Origin of the sequence: Enterocloster bolteae, assembly GCF_002234575.2 — a bacterium.
Classification (GTDB): Bacteria; Bacillota; Clostridia; order Lachnospirales; family Lachnospiraceae; genus Enterocloster; species Enterocloster bolteae.
In genome coordinates this window covers 4253025-4270731 of the sequence record NZ_CP022464.2, presented here as the reverse complement: position 1 = coordinate 4270731, position 17707 = coordinate 4253025, and the positions used below count along the sequence as shown (strand labels likewise).

The following is a 17707-nucleotide window of genomic DNA, read 5'->3' as shown; positions in this document are numbered from 1 at the left end:
CTACCAGTCGCGCCCCTGCAAGGCGCTGGTTGGACTGGCAGCGGCCATACTGGATGCTTATCTGGCGGAGCATTCCGGCAGAGCATAAGCTGGCAGAGCATTCCGGCGGGGTATAAGCCGGTCTGGCAGCCGGCCTCGTCCGTCCCTGGCTTGTATGGATGCCGGTCAATTGGGAGACAATGACAGATAATGACAGACAATGGGGGTCATAAAGTGACCGGGAGGTGTATATGCACAGGTACGGCCGTTTACTTAAAATCCTAAAAATAGCCGTGGGAAGCATGCTGGCCATGGCGGCTGCCCAGGCGCTGGGCCTTAGATACAGCTCCTCTGCCGGTGTGATTACCCTGCTCAGTATCCAGGATACGAAGCGGGAAACCATACGGGTTACAGGCAGGCGGTTTCTGGCTTTCCTGGCGGCAATGGTCCTGGGGCCGGTATCCTTTGCATTGGCAGGGTACCGGCCTTTGGCAATGGGGATTTTTCTTCTGATGTTTACCCCGCTGTGTATGAAATGGGGCATACAGGAGGGGATATCCGTGAACACGGTCCTGATGACCCATATTCTGGCTGAGGGATCCATGGGAATGGCGGATATTGCCAATGAAGCCCTTCTGCTGTTTGTGGGCACGGGAGTGGGCGTTGTGCTCAACCTGTATATTCCCGGATCGGAGACAGCCATACGCTCTGCACAGGGGGAGATTGAAGAAACGTTCATCAGCCTGCTGAGCCGGATGGCATCAGAGCTGGAAACACCGGGAGAGAATGGGGAGCAGCCGGACGGCCGCGGGTTTCAGGCCCTGGAACAGGCATTGGGGCAGGCATTGGAGCAGGGCGAACGCAGAGCCTACGAGGGGATGGAGAACAGTCTTTTGGCGGACACACGCTATTATCTTGCCTATATGGGGCTGAGGAAGAACCAGTTTGCCATCCTTTGCAGGATGCGGGACTGCTTTTCAAGAATGGAGTCCACACCGGACCAGGCGCTGGTGGTGGCGGACCTGCTTCAATCTGTAAGCGGTTCCTTCCATGAAAGGAACAATGCCCTGGGATTGCTGGATGAGCTCGAACAGGTGAAATTACAAATGAAGGCCCAGCCTCTTCCTGTCCGCAGGCAGGAATTTGAGAGCCGGGCCTTACTGTACCTGGGTCTGCTGGAACTGGAACAGTTCCTGGTGCTGAAAAAGGAGTTTGCGCTGGGGCTGAGCCGGGATGAAATCCGCAGGTTCTGGGGGAGGGGATGATGACGGCCTGTGCCCGCCGCCATGGCCCGCCCCGGATGCCTGTGCCCCATTACCATCCACGAAAAACGCCAAAAGCAACCGGTTTAAGTAACCTTTGATCTTAAGCCGGGGCGGCAAACTGCTCCGACAGCTTGTGGAACAGGGACTGGGCTTCGTCTCCCTGCCGGTTGATATAATCTGCTTCCGGAATTTCAATATCGTGAATCAGCACATTGCGGATCTTGCGCAGGGATACAATCTGGTTGATGCACTCCTTGTCCAGCAGATTCAGCCGCTTCAGGATGTTGATATTGAAGGCTCCCCGCACCTTGGGGGAGTTTTTGGAGGAGACGCGGTTAAGCAGCTGTTCCAGGGGAACCCACTGGCTGAAAAAATATTCCACAGCATGGCGCTCGTCCTCGCCTATGCCGTCCTGGCCGGCCCGCAGCTCCTGGTAAATATGGTAACGCTTTTCACTGCCCGTAATCATCTGGTCAATGATCTGCTGGGAAATGTTGCGCCGGTCCTTCTCGAATTTCACGGATTTGAGTACTGGCTCCAGCTCTTTTACGCTGTTTATTTTCAGGCGGCTGCTGAGTTTGAACAGCAGCTCAATATTCCCCATGCGCAGCTCTATGTCCTCGGGACGGAAATTGTTGCTGAGATAATTATACAGGTAGGAAGCCAGCTCGTACTGGGAACCGAACTCTGCATTTTTGTTCCGTATGCGCTCATTGCCCGCGTTCTGCAAGCGCTCCAGGGCAATTTCCCCGGCAAGGACCAGGCCGTTCAGCTCGTCCAGAATCGCCAGCTCCTCATCGGACAGGGTTCCCTGCAGGGGCTTGTAGACCAGATCGTGCTCCACCTCGGACCAGGCGTGCATAAGGACCGAAGCCACCTGTATCTCAATGCGGGCCGTGGTATACTTTTTCTGGGAACGGTCCAGGGATTCCTCCCTCATATGAGCCCGGTAGTGGTTGGCCCAGTAACCGGAAAAACGCTTATTATAAGAAGGCGCCTTGGACTGTTCCGGAAACTGCTTGGTCTCCAGAAGGGTGAAAAGGTCGTTGATAAGGCTGTCCGCCTTGTCGCGGTCACCGGGGAAGTACAGTGACACCCTGACACCGCACAGATCTGCGATATCCTCGTATATTTCACGCATGTTTTTATAGGGGACCGCCCGCCTGGAATTGCGTATGAGGACCTTGCTTTTCAGACGCCCCGGGGCTTTTGCGCGGGAGGTCACGATGGCCCGTATACCGGCTGCCTGAAGGGCGCTCTCTAACTGCCGGGCAGCCATCCGGCCGGCTGTTTCATAAAAGTTCATCTTTTTCTTGTAATTCTCTATGAACTGGTTGATTAAATCCATATCTGTTCTCCGCATTGCTTTGATACCCAATATTATATAACATTTTCAGAAGGAAGTCACCCCTGTGGTAACAATTAGAATAAATAGTAAAATCCTGCTGGATTTAATGAAATTAAGTGTTATACTTAAGATATGAAAGTGCCGGAGAGCATCCGGTTATGAAGGATGGTACGTATGAAGAAAAGACTGATTCCCATTGTTCTTTTCCTGTCCCTGGTGGGACTGGGAGGCCTGTCCCTTGTGTCCATACACAATCTCCAGGGAAATGCCAGGGTTATCAACTATACAGGTGTTGTCAGAGGCGCCACCCAACGCCTTGTAAAGGAAGAATTGAAAGGGCGGGCGGATGACGCCCTTATTGCGCGTTTGGACGGCATTATGGAGGAGCTGGCCACCGGGGTGGGGGAAAACCGCCTCATCCGTTTGAATGATCAGGCCTACCAGGAGCTGCTGGCATCCATGGAGGACCAGTGGCAGGTGCTTAAGGAAGAAATCATGCTGGTGAGGCAGGGGAAGGATTCAGAAGAGCTGTTTGAACTCAGCGAGCATTATTTCCAGCTGGCGGATACAACCGTGACAGCGGCGGAGCAGTATACTGAGAAACAGGTGAACCGTACCAGCAGGGGATTCGGAATTCTGATACTTGGGGCCATGGGTGTGTGGGGAATCCTGGTATGGCAGGAGCGCAGGCAGGATAAGATGCAGGCCGTCATACGGGAAAAGGAAAATGCCAACCGGCAGCAGAAGCAGCGTCTGGACCGTATGTGGGATACGCTTCGCGCGCCCCTCAACGATATATCCGAGATGATGTATGTCTCTGACGTGGAGACCCATGAGCTGCTTTTTCTGAACGAGGCCGGAATGAGGAATTTTCATCTGGATTCCATTGAAGGAAAGCGCTGTTATGAGGTATTCCACGGACGCAGTGAGCCATGTCCGTTCTGCAGTGAGCATTTTACGGATTACGATAATATTGTCACATGGGAGAATACCAACCCCATAACAGGCCGCCATTATCTGTTAAAGGACCGCCTGATCGAATGGAATGACAGACCGGCCCGCCTGGAGATTGCCTTTGACGTGACGGAAGCGGAAAAGGAGAAACAAAGTCTTAAGTTTGCCCTTCGCGCAGAGGATATGCTGGTGGACTGTGTGCGCAGCCTTTATGAAGACAGGGGCATCGGGGAGATGCTTCCCGTTATCCTTGATAAACTGGGGCGGTTCATGAACGCGGACCGGTCTTATGTATTCATGCTGAGGGACGGCAAGCTGTACAATGAATACGAGTGGTGCGCCGAGGGCGTGGAATCCCAGATGGATATGCTGCAGGGTCTGCCTCTGGAATTCATCGACCGCTGGCTTAAAATCTTTGACAGGCAGGAATGTATGGTGTTAGAGGATGTGCAGGATCTGAAGGAGGACTACAGAAATGAGTATGAGATTTTAACGGCCCAGGGGATCACCAGTCTGGTGGCGGCGCCTCTGGAACGGGACGGTCATTTCTGCGGTGCCATTGGAGTGGATAATCCTCCTTTGGAACAGCTGGTCAATATCGGCCCACTTCTGCGCACACTGGGTTATTTTCTTATGCTGTCCTACCGCAGGGATGAGAATGAAAAGGAATTAAACAGGCTCAGCTATCATGACACCCTGACCTCCTTCTACAACCGCAACCGGTATACTGCCGATACGGATAACCTGAGAGTTACGGATTCCCCGGTGGGCATTGTATATCTGGATGTCAACGGCCTGAAGGATATCAATGATTTGAGAGGCCACGCATTTGGAGATAAGGTACTGGTGGAATGCGCCAGGAGGATGCGGGAGACGTTTGATGGAGCTGATTTCTACCGAATCGGCGGGGATGAATTTGTCATCATCTGCCGGGAATGGAGCAAGGAAGTATTTGAAGAAAAGGTGGAGCTGCTCAGGAAGAATTTTGAGCGGGATTCCATATGCAGGGCAGCTGTGGGCAGCCGCTGGGCAGAGGGAAGCGATGATTTGTCCCAAATCATTGCGGATGCAGATGCAAGGATGTATGAGGATAAGAAAGAATTTTACCGCCGGAGTCCTGTGTCCCGGCGCTACAGGCACCAGAGCGACGAGGTAATCAATCTGTCCAACCCGGAGGTACTGGCAGACGAACTGGGAAAGAATCATTTCGTGGTCTATGTGCAGCCAAAGGTTTCCTCTGCGGACCGGTCCGCGGTGGGGGCAGAGGCGCTGATACGATATCAGTCCAAGGAAGGGTCCATGGTGCTGCCGGGCAATTTCCTGCCCCTTCTGGAGGAAGCCCAGACCATCAGCCAGGTGGACTTCTTTGTCTTTGAATTTATCTGTTCCAAGGTAAAGGAGTGGGCTGACCGGGAGAAGCAGGCATTTCCTGTTTCAGTGAACTTTTCCAGGTTTTCACTGGCCCAGCCCTCCTTTGTGGAACAGCTGGTGAAGCTGTGTGATAAATATGGAATCTCTCCGGGACTGCTGGAAATCGAGATAACAGAGAGCATACGGAACGCGCCGGAAATCGACTTAAAGGAGCTCATAGGGAAACTGCGCCAGGCAGGATTTACAGTTGCCCTGGATGATTTTGGAACAGAGTATGTGAATCTGTCCCTGTTATCCTCAGTGGAATTCGACGTGCTCAAATTAGATAAGACCATGGTGGACGACATGGTCAATAACCCCAAGGCCCAGGCCATCATTGAGTCCATAGCGGGAATCTGCAAAAAAATGGGAATCCGGGTGGTGGCAGAGGGAATCGAGACAGAGGAGCAGATGTCCGTGCTTCGTACCTGCGGGGTGGAGACAGCCCAGGGATACCTGTTCAGCAGGCCCATACCCGTGGAGGAGTATGAGGAGAAGTATCTGTAAGTATACGGCTGTATACCATATGTCTGTATATGATACGGCAGTAAATACTCCTGGCCCTAGGTGGCCGGAGCCATCTTGTTTTCCTGGCGCCACTGGCGGGGCGGGATGCCGTATGTTTTTTTAAAGGCGCGGGAAAAATGGAGCTGGTTGGGATAACCCACAGCATTGCTGATGTCGTTTATGCTCAGCTCCGTAAGCTTTAGCAGTTCGGCGGCCTTGGTCATGCGGTAGCTGATAAGAAATTCCTGAGGACTCTTACCCACTGCGTCGCGGAAGATTTTGCCGAAGTAGCTGCGGTTCAGATTGCAGAAGGCGGCAATGTCCTCCACCGATATGTCGTTCTGGAAGTTCTGCTCAATGAAGGATGTGGCCTCACGGATATAAAAGTCCTGGAGACGGCCTGTCTTTAACAGCCTGCGGGAGGCAGAGGAGCGGGTCAGATAGTCCAGGAACAGATAAAGGTGGCCAATCAGGTGGAAGGGCGACTGGTCGGAGTGCCTGGCAATGTAGAGCATTTCATTTTTCAGTTCCAGGCTTAGGTCACGGGCGTTGGAATGGTATACAGGGGCATCCATGGTCAGTCCTGCCAGCTCCAGAGCTTCCTTAACGCGGAGGCCGTCAAATTCCACCCAGGTATACTCCCATGGATGGTTCTTGTCCGCAAAGTAGGTGTTGATCTGCTTGGGATAAATCAGGAACCCTTCCCCGCTTTTAATCTGGTAGGTGTGGGATTCCCCTTTGGAATCCGTGGATATGAGGGTGCCTGTGCCGGATATGCAGTAGTGGAACAGATAGTGGTTTCTGGCATAGGGACCATAAGAGTGCAGCGGTTCACACTGTTCCCAGCCGTATTGATATAACCCCAAATCCACGAAGCGCTCGTTGGGAAATATAGAAAACAGTACATTGCTCATTGCCTGAAAACCCCCTTTTTAATCATTATATACCCAAATGCCAGCCTATATCAAGTTATAGGTATAAAAATAGCATTTGGGTATATTTTTTGTGTAAACAGAATATTTACCTGCCTTAAAACCCATGATATCATGTAGTTATCAAAGAAATCCGGATGGAATGAAGGCGACAAATTGGATGGTTTTAGAATAGAAGGAACAGGGATGACAGGGGGTATATTATGCTTAAAACGTTCAGAAAGGGAATTCTCACAGCGGCCGCAGCCGTGCTGGGGGCAGCTTTGCTTGGAGGATGCGGCTCCGGAACAAGGGCCTCGGATGGATTGGTGCATCTGAACTTCCAGATTTGGGACAATGCCCAGAGAGGCGGTATGGAAGCAGTAGCCAGGGCTTATATGGATAAGAACCCGGAGGTGGAAATCCAGGTTCAGGTTACCAGCTGGGATGAGTACTGGACCAAGCTGGATGCGGCGGCAGAATCAGGACAGCTGCCGGACATCTTCTGGATGCACACCAATCAGATTCTTAAATATGCGGACTATGGAAAACTGGAGGATGTGACGGATTTATATGACGATGTGGAGCCGGATTATTATACCAGCCATTTTTCAGATATTTCGCTGGCAAATGCCAGGGGCTCCGACGGGCGGATGTATGGGGTTCCCAAGGATAAGGATACGGTCTGCCTGGTATATAACAAAGAGATGTTTGATGCGGCAGGGGTGGCTTACCCTGATGAGTCCTGGACGTGGGATGACCTTACATCGGCTTCGGCTCAGATTTATGAAAGAACCGGAAAATACGGATATATGGCATATGCGGATGAGCAGCTGGGATACTGGAATTTCGTATACCAGGCAGGAGGTTACATACTGAACGAGGATAAGACCAGGGCAGGGTTTCTGGATTCCGGCACAAGGAAGGCCATGGAATTTTATATCGGTCTTCAGAAGGAGCCGTGGTGCCCTGACCAGAACTATTTTGCTGAGACGGCTCCGGGCAACGCATTCATGTCAGAGCAGGGGGCCATGTACCTGGAGGGAAACTGGAACCTTATTTCCTTTATGGAGAATAACAAGGAGATGATCGGAAAATGGGATGTGGCCGTGCTTCCCAAGTGCCCGGACCCGGTCCGGGGAGACGGCAGAGCCACCATATCCAACGGCCTGTGTTATTCCACCGGAGCCAAGGGAAAGAAGCTGGAATATGCAAGGGATTTCCTGAAATTTGCAGGTTCCGAGGAAGGACAGAGGGTCCAGGGGCTGTCAGGCGCAGCCATACCGGCCTACAAGGGGCTGGAGGATACGTGGATAAGCGCCTTTGACCAATATGACTACAAATTGGATGTCCAAAAATGCGTGGATATGTTTCCTTATGGTGTACAGAGCGTCAACAATGCATCCAGACCCAACTGGAAAACCCAGATTAACGACCTGCTGTTAAAGATATACAGCGGTGAGCTGAGTCTGGACCAGGGACTGGAGGATATGCAGAAACTGGTGGATGAAGCAAAGGCGCCGTAATGATGGCAGGACTGGAGGAGAATGATGGGTAAGAAACAATATTTGACAGAGGATGCAAAATGGGGCTATCTGCTCATTGCCCCTACGATAATAGGTCTGATTGTGCTGAACGTGTATCCGTTCCTGCAGACCCTGGTACTGAGCTTTTCCACCACCCATCCCTTTGGGTACTATGAGGTCAGCGGAGTGGAAAATTATGTGCAGATGTTTGGGAACAAGGAGTTTTGGAAGGCCACCTGGAATTCCATTTACTTCTGTATTCTGACCGTGCCCCTGGGAATTTTCCTTTCCCTGCTGACCGCTGTGCTGCTCAATGCGAAGATTCGGGCAAAGGCTGCTTTCAGAGCCATTTATTTCCTGCCCATGGTGGTTGCGCCGGCAGCCATAGCCATGGTGTGGAAATGGATTTTCAACGCAGAGTACGGCATTATCAACCAGATCATCGGAAGCAGGATAAACTGGCTGACCAACCCCAAGCTGGTGCTTCCGGCCTGTGCGGTGGTGGCAGTCTGGAGCGCCGTGGGATATGACGCGGTTCTGCTGCTGTCAGGAATACAGAACATATCAAAGAGCTACTATGAGGCCGCCAGCCTGGACGGGGCTTCCAAAATACAGCAGTTTTTTAAGATTACGCTTCCCATGGTGTCGCCCACCCTCTTTGTGGTGTTAATCATGCGGCTCATGGCATCCCTTAAGGTGTACGACCTGATTTACATGATGGTGGACCAGACCAATCCGGCCCTTACAAACGCCCAGTCACTGATGTATCTCTTTTACCGTGAGTCCTTTGTGGCAGGAAACCGTGGGTATGCTTCCGCCATTGTTGTGTGGACCGTACTGCTTATAGGAGCCGTGACAGCTCTGCAGTTCTGGGGACAGAAGAAGTGGGTCAACTATGAAGTTTAGGATGGAGGGAAAATATGAAATCATTGGAGACAAACCGCAGTATTAATACCGCCCTTGTGTATGCGGCCCTGGGAGCGGGAGCCCTGCTTATGATATTCCCGTTTATATGGATGGTGTTCACCAGCTTTAAGTCGGCAGGGGAGAGCGTACAGATTCCGCCGACCATCCTGCCGAAGCAGTGGATGAAGGAGAACTACCTGCGAGCCATCGCCTCCCTGCCCTTTATGAAATTGTATGTGAATACGGCGCTGCTGATTCTGTTTCGGGTGCTCTGCGCGGTGGCGTTTTCCTCAGCAGCCGGGTTCGCATTTGCAAAGCTTAAATTCAGGGGAAAGAATCTTTTGTTCTCCCTGGTGATTGTACAGATGATGCTGCCGTCCCAGATATTTATTATTCCCCAGTACCAGATGTTAGCCAGAATGGGACTGACAAACAGCATGTTTGCGCTGGTATTTCCGGGGTTAGTCAGCGCGTTCGGCACCTTTTTCCTCAGGCAGGCTTACATGGGCATTCCGGATGAGCTGGGGGAGGCCGCATACCTGGACGGCTGCACCAAGTGGCAGACCTTTACCAAGGTCATGATGCCTCTGACCAAGGCCAGCATGGCTGCCCTTACCATCTTCACTGCAGTGTTCGCTTATGCAGATCTGATGTGGCCTCTGATTGCCAACACGGATCTGAACATGATGACCTTGTCTGCCGGTCTTTCTACCCTGAGAGGGCAGTTCACCACCAATTATCCGGTGCTGATGGCAGGCTCTGTCCTGGCTATGGTTCCCATGGTGATTCTGTATCTGGTATTCCAGAAGCAGTTTATAGAAGGAATTGCAATGACAGGCGGAAAATAGAGATGGAGATAAAGATAGAAAACAGAGACGGATAACAGAGACGGAGGATGACACATGGCAATACAGTATCAGGAAAATGGAAGGATATTCACCCTTCACACGGACCACTCCACATATCAGATGAAGGCAGATTCCTATGGGAATCTGCTTCACCTGTACTACGGGGACAGGACAGAGGGCTCCATGGAATATCTGCTTACCTTTGGGGACCGGGGGTTCTCACCCAATCCATATGAGGCAGGTGATGACAGAACCTATTCCCTGGACGCCCTTCCCCAGGAATATCCATATCAGGGCTCAGGGGACTTCAGAAGCCCTGCCCTTGCAGTGGAACAGGCTGACAAATCCTATGGGCTGAATCTGCGCTATGGAGGATATGAAATAAGCAAAGGGAAATACAGCCTTCCAGGCCTTCCTTCTATGTATGGGGAGGGCCTGGAGGACGCAGAGAGCCTTAAGATACACCTGACAGACCAGGTCAGCGGACTGGCGGTTACGTTGCTCTACGGCGTATTCCCCGGATACGACATTATTACCAGGGCAGTCTGTGTGAAAAATGAAGGGAATGGCCCGGCAGCCCTGAAACGGGTATACAGTGCATGTCTGGACTTCCTTCACGGGGAATACGATCTGATTCAGTTTTACGGACGCCACGCAATGGAGCGCAATTTCCAGAGAACCGCCCTGTGCCACGGCGCCCAGGTCATAGGAAGCCGCAGAGGGACTTCCAGCCACCAGTATAATCCATTTCTGATACTGGCAGGACGGGAGACAACCGAAAACCATGGCCCCTGTTACAGCATGTCCTTTGTGTACAGCGGGGCCTTTAAGGCAGAGGCGGAGACGGACCAGTACGGTCAGACCAGGATGTCTATGGGGCTTCAGGATGAGATGTTTTCCTATGAGCTTAAACCTGGGGAGATTTTCTTTGGGCCTGAGGTTATCATGGGGTACAGCAGCCATGGGCTGGGTACATTGTCGCGCAGCATCCATAAGGCCATGCGCCGCAGCCTTTGCAGGGGAAAGTACAAGACCATTCCCCGGCCTGTGCTGATCAACAACTGGGAAGCCACCTACTTTGATTTTACCGGGGAAAAGATACTGGACATCGCAAGACAGGCAAAGGAACTGGGCGTGGAAATGATGGTGCTGGACGACGGATGGTTCGGAAAGCGGGATTCGGATTGCTCCGGTCTGGGAGACTGGCAGGTAAACGTAAAAAAGCTGGGCGGTTCCCTGGGCAGCCTGGTTAGCCGGATTAACGGCCTGGGAATGAAATTCGGAATCTGGATGGAGCCGGAGATGGTGTCTGAGGACAGCAGTCTTTACAGGGAACATCCGGACTGGGCCTTTGCTGTGCCCGGAAGAAAGCCGGTCCGGGGCAGAAGCCAGCTGGTGCTGGATTTTTCAAGAAAAGAGGTGGCGGATTATATTTTTGACAGTATCTGCCGGGTCCTTGACAGCGCCCATATAGAGTATCTGAAATGGGATATGAACCGCAGCATAGCGGACGTATATTCCGCGGCAGGTAAAATGGCGGGTGGAGACAGTCCGGGCAGTATTTTGTACCGGTATATGCTGGGACTCTATGACTTCCTGGAGCGTCTGACAAAGCGCTATCCGGACCTTCTGATTGAGGGGTGCAGCGGCGGCGGCGGGCGTTTTGACGCAGGCATGCTGTATTACACGCCCCAAATCTGGTGCAGTGACAACACCGATGCGGTGGACCGCATCCGGATTCAGTACGGAACTTCCTTTGGCTACCCAATCAGCGCAGTGGGTTCCCATGTATCAGCAGTGCCAAACCACCAGACAGGCAGAATTACGCCCATGAAAACCAGGGGAGTGGTTGCCATGGCGGGAAGTTTTGGATATGAGCTGAATTTAAGCGCCATATCGGAAGAAGACAAGAATTGCGTGAGGGAGCAGATAGACGCGTACCATAAATACTGGCATCTGATTCATGACGGGGCGTATTACCGGCTGACGAATCCCTTTGAGGACAGGGAAGCGGCCGCATGGCTCTTTGTGAGTGAGGATAAGGGGGAGGCGCTGTTAAATACAGTTGCTCTGGAGACCCACGGCAATCCGCTGTCATTGTATATTCCTATGGAGGGGCTGGATCCCGAGGCCATGTACAGGGATGAGGATACAGGGACCGAATATCCGGGAGCAGGCCTTATGTCGGCCGGAATCCCCATTCCGTCCGGGACAGGGGAATACCAGGCGTTCCAGGTACATTTAAGGAGGATATGAAGGGGATGAAGCGCGATAACATCTACAGAAAACGTCTGGATAAGCATATGGACGAACTGAAATGGCTGTATATGGAGCTCTACAACAGTCAGGATATGTTTGACGGGCTGTTAAAGGGAATGGAAGGGTTTTACAAGGAGCGCGCAGGGTGTCTCAGAGCGCTGGACGCTGCCAGAGAGGAGGACCCGTGCTGGTACAGAAAGAGCTCCATGCTGGGCATGATGATGTACGCGGATCATTTTGCCGGCAGCCTGAAGGGCGTGGAAGGCAAGCTGGATTATATTGCTCAGTGCCATGTGAATTATCTCCACCTGATGCCTCTTTTAGATACCCCCAGGGGGCGTTCGGACGGAGGTTATGCCGTATCTGACTTCAGAAAGGTGAGGGAGGATTTGGGAACCATGGAGGACCTGGAGCAGCTGGCCCATGAATGCCACGACAGAGGCATCAGCCTTTGCCTGGATTTTGTGATGAACCATACGTCGGAGGATCATGGGTGGGCGAAAAGGGCAAGGGCAGGGGAAAAGGAATATCAGGACAGATATTTTTTCTTTGACAGCTGGACGGTTCCCTCTATGTTTGAGGAGACGGTGCCCCAGGTATTTCCCGCCACGGCGCCGGGAAACTTCACTTGTCTGCCTGAAACAGGGCAGTATGTGATGACCACCTTTTATCCTTATCAGTGGGACCTGAATTACAGAAATCCTGTTGTCTTTAATGAGATGATGTTCAATTTTCTTTACCTGGCAAACCGCGGGGTGGATGTGCTGAGGATTGACGCGGTTCCCTATATATGGAAGGAATTGGGGACGGACTGCCGCAATCTTCCCAGGGTCCACACCATTGTCAGGATGATGCGCGTGATTGGCGAAATCGTGTGTCCCGGTATCCTGCTGCTGGGGGAGGTGGTCATGGAGCCGGAGAAGGTGGCTCCTTATTTCGGAACCGTGGAAAAGCCGGAATGTCATATGCTCTACAATGTGACCACCATGGCGGCCATCTGGAACACGGCAGCCACAAAGGATGTAAGGCTCTTAAAAAGCCAGATGGAGACGGTCAGTTCCCTGCCCTCTGCCTGTACCTTCCTCAATTATCTGCGGTGTCACGATGATATAGGCTGGGGACTGGATTATCCTCTTTTGGAAAGGTGGGGGATGAGGCAGGTTCCCCATAAGAAATTTCTGAATGATTTCTTTACAGGAAGGATACCGGAGAGTTTCAGCCGGGGCGTCCTGTACAATGACGACCCGGCCACGGGCGACGCCCGGTTCTGCGGAACCACCGCCTCCATGTGCGGTGTGGAAAAAGCAGGATTCTGCCATGACAGGCAGGCCATGGAGGAGGCTGTCAGGCTGGATACCATGCTCCACGCGTTCATGCTGTTTCAGTCGGGCATCCCTGTGCTTTACAGCGGGGACGAGGTGGGACAGGTCAATGACTACACCTATAAGGACAATCCCGAAAAGGCACCGGACTCCCGGTATATACACAGGGGAGAATTTCAATGGGATCTGGTGGAACGGATAAATGAACCAGAAACAGTCCAGAATCGTATTTTCCATAATCTGGAACAATTGGAGGCCATACGGGCCGGGGAACCCCTATTGGATGCCGGGTGTCCTTTCCGCACCTTGGAGACTTGGGACAACTCTGTCCTGGGTATGGTAAGGCAGGACGGCAGAGGCAAAAAACTCATCGGTCTCTTTAATTTCAGCGGCGAACGCCGTACTGCGTGGGTTGATGAAAGGGACGGAATGTATGGGGATATGGTTACAGGAGATCTCATGGAAGCATCCGGTGTCAGTCTGCCTGGTTACGGATTTCTGTGGATGAAGCGTCAGTGCGGATGACAAAGCCGTATTCCGCCGTGCTGTTGTCATCCCACCGGCAGTTTACACGAAAACCTCTCAAAATACCTGCTTCTTCATACGAAGACATATCAGAACTCAGTAAAGCCGCGCTGTTGATATCCAGGGTAAAACAGGCCGCGCTGCCGGAACAGGCCAGGGTGAATTCCTCTGTGACCTGTTCCGTGTATTTCGGGGAGCCGTCGCCGCGGAGTATGAGGTCCTGAACCGTGACCGAATCTGGGACAGTGCCTTCCCTGAAATCCAGGGAAATATCTGTCCCCAATTTGACGTAGGGAATGTCCGGCACCTTTCCGACCAGATAGGAGAGAGGTTCGGCTCCGCAGGCAATGACAGCCTCTGCTGTCCCCTCATCATCCGGCGTATATAATTGATATCCTCCTGAAAAAGAAGGAATTTCCGTTTTGTCCGGTCCGTATGTGACAAGGAGCTGCGGGATGGCGGTGGGCGGTGTTATATGAGAATCCTTGGTTTTGTCAGCCGCGGTTATACCGGGGCTGTATGTGATGGCATACTGTCCGTTCCTGCCTTGGGGATTTGTGATATTTCCCTGTAAAACCAGCTTCCTGCCGTCGCTGGAAACCAACTTTCCCAGGAGAATGGAGTTATAGGTACCGCCTTTCTGGTGCAGCAGGTACCAACGTGATACGGCAGCCGTGCACAGGACAGTCAAAATAAATGCGAAAATCAATACAGGAATCAATCTGTGTTTTTCTTTCATGAAACGCTCCCTTCCTGCCAATAAAGGCCAATCATATTTCCGGACCATCATACTTCCATACAACCAATATAATACAATCAGCTCCATAAGACTTGAAGAAAAGCTGAAAAATTCTTACGATTCCATGAGAAAGGGGAATGGGAAAAAACATGAGGGAAGCTGTGAGTTTGTTATTGATACTTTGGGAAATGGGGTGTATTCTTTAGGAGAGAAAAATGGAAATGAAAGAGGAACCTTCATGAGTCACTATGAATTAATTGGTTTTGATATGGACGGCACCATACTGAACAGCCAAAAGACCATATCACACCGTACGCTTGAAGCCGTAAACCGCGCCGCCCGTATGGGAAAACGCGTCATATTATCCACCGGCCGCTGTATCAGCGAGCTGGAGGAATTCAGGGATGTCCTTGCCAATGTCAGCCACTATGTATGCGAAAGCGGCGCCCTGATTTACGACGCGGTGAACCAGAGCATCCTCCATTCAGAGACCCTGCCCCGGGATTTGGTGGAACAGGTTCTTGAAACAGCTGCCCATGAGGATGTGATGGTATACATGATGAGCGGCGGACAGGCTCTGGCAAACGCAAGCCAGGTGGCGGATACCAGCCATTACCATATGGGCGTCTACCAGGAGATGATGGACCGGGTAGTGAATAAGACGGATGACATTGGGGCCCTTTACAGGAAACATCCCTTCCCGGTGGAGAAGCTGAACCTGTTTTCCGCCTCCGCTGACATCCGGGAACGGCTTCATTCCAGGATATGCGGGCTTCCCCTTGCTATTGCCTTTGCGGAAGGCGCTTCCCTGGAGCTGTCCCCCCGTAATGTCAGTAAGGCCAGCGGCCTGGTGTGGCTGTGCGGACATCTGGACATACCGCTTCATAAGACCATCATTGTGGGAGATGCCGATAATGACGCCCAGGTGCTTCGGATTGCCGGTCTCTCTGTTGCCATGGGCAATGCCCTGCCGCACATAAAGGAACTGTGCGATGTGGTGGTGGCTGACAATGACCACGACGGCTGCGCCGAGGCAGTGGACCGTTACCTGCTGGAAGCGTGAGATTCGGGTACGGCGGGCAGACGGACCAGGAAACAGGCGCCTCCGTCCGGTGAATCCGACACGCTTATGGTGCCTTTGTGGAGCTGTACCAGCTCCTTTGCAATACTGAGCCCCAATCCGTAATTCTGCTTGTGGCTTCTGGCGCTGTCTCCCCGGTAGAACCGGTTAAATATATGCTTCTTGGTCTCGTCATCCATGCCGCTGCCCTGATCTGACACGGTGAGGCAGACTATGCTCCGGCTGCGGGAGAGCAGATGCTTATCTGTCTGTACGGATGCGGCAACAGTGACACTGCGTCCTTTTGGCGTGTAGCGCAGGGCATTGTCCAGGAGGACGGCAAAAATCTGTTCCAGGCGGTTTTCATCGCCGTATATCCTGGGAAGTGAGGCTTCGGGCAGGTCCAGCTTCAGGCAGACGCCCTTGTCCTGGTACAGCGGTTCAAACCGTTCGTAGATACTGATTAGAAGGGTATCCATGTCCAGGGAGGAGGTCCTGAGACTCCACTGTCCGGTGTCGGCCGAGGCCAGAAGCAGCATGTCCCCCACCAGACAGGACATGCGGGAACATTCCCGGTCTATATTAGCCATGAATTTTTCTCTCTGGTCAGGAGCTGTCCGTGCAGCGCATATGCTGGAGCGGATGACGGCAAGGGGAGCCCGCAGCTCATGGGATGCCGCCGCTATGAATTCATTCTGCTGTTTCTGGCTTTCTGCCAACGGTTTTAAGGACTTCCCCACCAATATCCAGCTGACGCACATCAGCGCGGCGATACCAGCCAGATTGAGAAGAAGGAACAGGATACCCTGACGGAACAGGCCGAATCCCATGGAGTCCTTGCTGGCCAGCAGTGTAAGACTCTGAAATCCTGTCTGCGTGGGAAGAACAAGCACGCTGCCCAGATAGGTGTCATTGCTGTCTCCTGTCACTGTAAATACAGAGCTTCTGAGAAGAGATGAGGATACCGGCCTTGATGACGGGTCAATGCGCTCGGCCATGGCAGCTTCCCTGGCCCGCATGATTAAGGTGTCCCGCCTGGTGTCCGGAGTCCAGGAACCGTGGTAGAGAAGAGGCCTGCCGTTGTCCTCGATATGTATAATCAGGCGGTTATCGCTTTCCAGCCTGGACAGCCAGGTACAGCTGACGGTGGAGCCGGACTGGAGCCGTGAGGTGATGTTCAGGATTTGGTTCTGAAAGGAGTCCAGGGTTTTTTTATTGAATTCCCTGGCGCTTATGACCAGGATGCCGATGACCACCAGGGTCAGAATCAGTCCGGTGGTAATGGTAAAAAGGGCGGTAAGCTGCCGCCGGAGCTGCTTAATCATGGGTCCCTCCGATTTCCAGGCGGTATCCGATTCCGTGGACCGTCTTAATCTGGGGCAGGGCTCCTATGGATTTGAGACGACGTCTCAGAAAATAGATATAGTTGTCCAGATTCCCCTCCTCCACATCTGAGTCAGGACCCCATATGTAAGAGAGAATCAGCCCCCTGGGGAGGACCTGGCCCTTATTGCGAATCAGGTATTCCATCAGGGCGGATTCGCGTTTGCTCAGCTGCAGGGTTCCCAGGGGTCCTGTGAGCTCCCTTTTCTCCGGATCCAGGCTGATGTTGGAGCAGGCGGCCGAGGGACTCTGCTTAAAATTTCCCGGCCGCCTGGTAAGGGCCCGGATTCTGGCAAGCAGTTCCCCGGCAGCATAAGGCTTCACCAGATAATCGTCGGCGCCTGCGTCCAGGCCGTCAATCCTGTCGTTGATGCCGTCCAGGGCAGTGGTGATGATGACCGGTGTGGTAATATTCATTCTCCTTAAGCCGCCCAGGACGCCAAGCCCGTCCATCTGGGGAAGCATCCGGTCCAGTATGATCACATCGTAGGGGTATTCCGATGCATAATAAAAGGCTTCCTGCCCCTGGCCGCAGCAGTCAGTCTCGTATCCCGCCCGCTCCAGCTGGAGCTTTATGGCGTCACATAATTCCTTATCATCTTCAACCAATAGAATCCGCATTGTACCATCCTCATTGTTATTGATATATAAAACCATTATATCAGACAAATCTCTAAAAAACCTAAAAGAAATTCTTCCAAATTTTAAGTTTTTTTAGAGATTTGTCTGGTATGATACAGGGGACATGAAGATTGTCCGGGAGGA

Annotated in this window: 13 protein-coding genes; 8 read left to right on the top strand and 5 right to left on the bottom strand. The window is 52.4% G+C overall.

The annotated features are described in order from the left end of the window. The first annotated feature begins 230 nt into the window (after window positions 1–230). Window positions 231–1244: an aromatic acid exporter family protein gene (locus tag CGC65_RS19780; protein WP_002565124.1), complete on the top strand. Its 1014-nt coding sequence runs from the start codon at window positions 231–233 to the stop codon at window positions 1242–1244. 100 nt (window positions 1245–1344) lie between these two features. Here the strand turns inward: CGC65_RS19780 and CGC65_RS19775 are convergent, their stop codons facing one another. Beyond that, window positions 1345–2592 (bottom strand): RelA/SpoT domain-containing protein, encoded by a 1248-nt coding sequence (locus CGC65_RS19775; RefSeq protein ID WP_002565123.1) that lies wholly within the window; start codon window positions 2590–2592, stop codon window positions 1345–1347. A gap of 174 nt (window positions 2593–2766) precedes the next feature. Here CGC65_RS19775 and CGC65_RS19770 point away from each other — a divergent pair, with 174 nt between their 5' ends. Then, complete coding sequence (locus tag CGC65_RS19770; protein ID WP_002565122.1) at window positions 2767–5463, top strand: sensor domain-containing phosphodiesterase; 2697 nt, start codon at window positions 2767–2769, stop codon at window positions 5461–5463. Between the two features lie 56 nt (window positions 5464–5519). Here the strand turns inward: CGC65_RS19770 and CGC65_RS19765 are convergent, their stop codons facing one another. After that, window positions 5520–6377: an AraC family transcriptional regulator gene (locus CGC65_RS19765; protein ID WP_002565121.1), complete on the bottom strand. Its 858-nt coding sequence runs from the start codon at window positions 6375–6377 to the stop codon at window positions 5520–5522. Between the two features lie 221 nt (window positions 6378–6598). On the opposite strand from CGC65_RS19765, the gene CGC65_RS19760 reads away from it, so the two are divergent. From CGC65_RS19760 to CGC65_RS19740, 5 genes are read left to right on the top strand one after another with little or no spacing between them, the layout of a single operon-like run. After that, window positions 6599–7900, top strand: a complete 1302-nt coding sequence (locus tag CGC65_RS19760) for an ABC transporter substrate-binding protein (protein WP_002565120.1) — start codon at window positions 6599–6601, stop codon at window positions 7898–7900. Between the two features lie 24 nt (window positions 7901–7924). Next, window positions 7925–8806, top strand: a complete 882-nt coding sequence (locus CGC65_RS19755) for a carbohydrate ABC transporter permease (RefSeq protein WP_002565119.1) — start codon at window positions 7925–7927, stop codon at window positions 8804–8806. Window positions 8807–8820: 14 nt separating this feature from the next. Further along, on the top strand, window positions 8821–9654 hold the full coding sequence (locus tag CGC65_RS19750; protein ID WP_002565118.1) for a carbohydrate ABC transporter permease: 834 nt from the start codon (window positions 8821–8823) through the stop codon (window positions 9652–9654). Between the two features lie 54 nt (window positions 9655–9708). After that, window positions 9709–11910, top strand: coding sequence for an alpha-galactosidase (locus tag CGC65_RS19745; protein WP_002565117.1), 2202 nt, complete (start codon window positions 9709–9711; stop codon window positions 11908–11910). Window positions 11911–11915: 5 nt separating this feature from the next. After that, window positions 11916–13760 (top strand): alpha-amylase family protein, encoded by a 1845-nt coding sequence (locus CGC65_RS19740; RefSeq protein ID WP_002565116.1) that lies wholly within the window; start codon window positions 11916–11918, stop codon window positions 13758–13760. Here the strand turns inward: CGC65_RS19740 and CGC65_RS19735 are convergent. Then, on the bottom strand, window positions 13711–14499 hold the full coding sequence (locus CGC65_RS19735) for a hypothetical protein (protein ID WP_002565115.1): 789 nt from the start codon (window positions 14497–14499) through the stop codon (window positions 13711–13713). The two genes, CGC65_RS19740 and CGC65_RS19735, sit on opposite strands and share 50 nt — an antisense overlap. A gap of 238 nt (window positions 14500–14737) precedes the next feature. Between CGC65_RS19735 and CGC65_RS19730 the strand changes: the two genes are divergently transcribed. Beyond that, window positions 14738–15562, top strand: coding sequence for a Cof-type HAD-IIB family hydrolase (locus tag CGC65_RS19730; protein WP_002565114.1), 825 nt, complete (start codon window positions 14738–14740; stop codon window positions 15560–15562). Here the strand turns inward: CGC65_RS19730 and CGC65_RS19725 are convergent. Next, window positions 15544–16884 carry a sensor histidine kinase gene (locus tag CGC65_RS19725; RefSeq protein WP_002565113.1) on the bottom strand — a complete coding sequence of 447 codons (1341 nt, stop codon included), beginning with the start codon at window positions 16882–16884 and terminating at the stop codon, window positions 15544–15546. The genes CGC65_RS19730 and CGC65_RS19725 overlap by 19 nt on opposite strands. After that, on the bottom strand, window positions 16877–17563 hold the full coding sequence (locus CGC65_RS19720; RefSeq protein ID WP_002565112.1) for a response regulator transcription factor: 687 nt from the start codon (window positions 17561–17563) through the stop codon (window positions 16877–16879). Before CGC65_RS19720 ends, CGC65_RS19725 begins: the two co-directional genes overlap by 8 nt. Window positions 17564–17707: the final 144 nt, after the last annotated feature.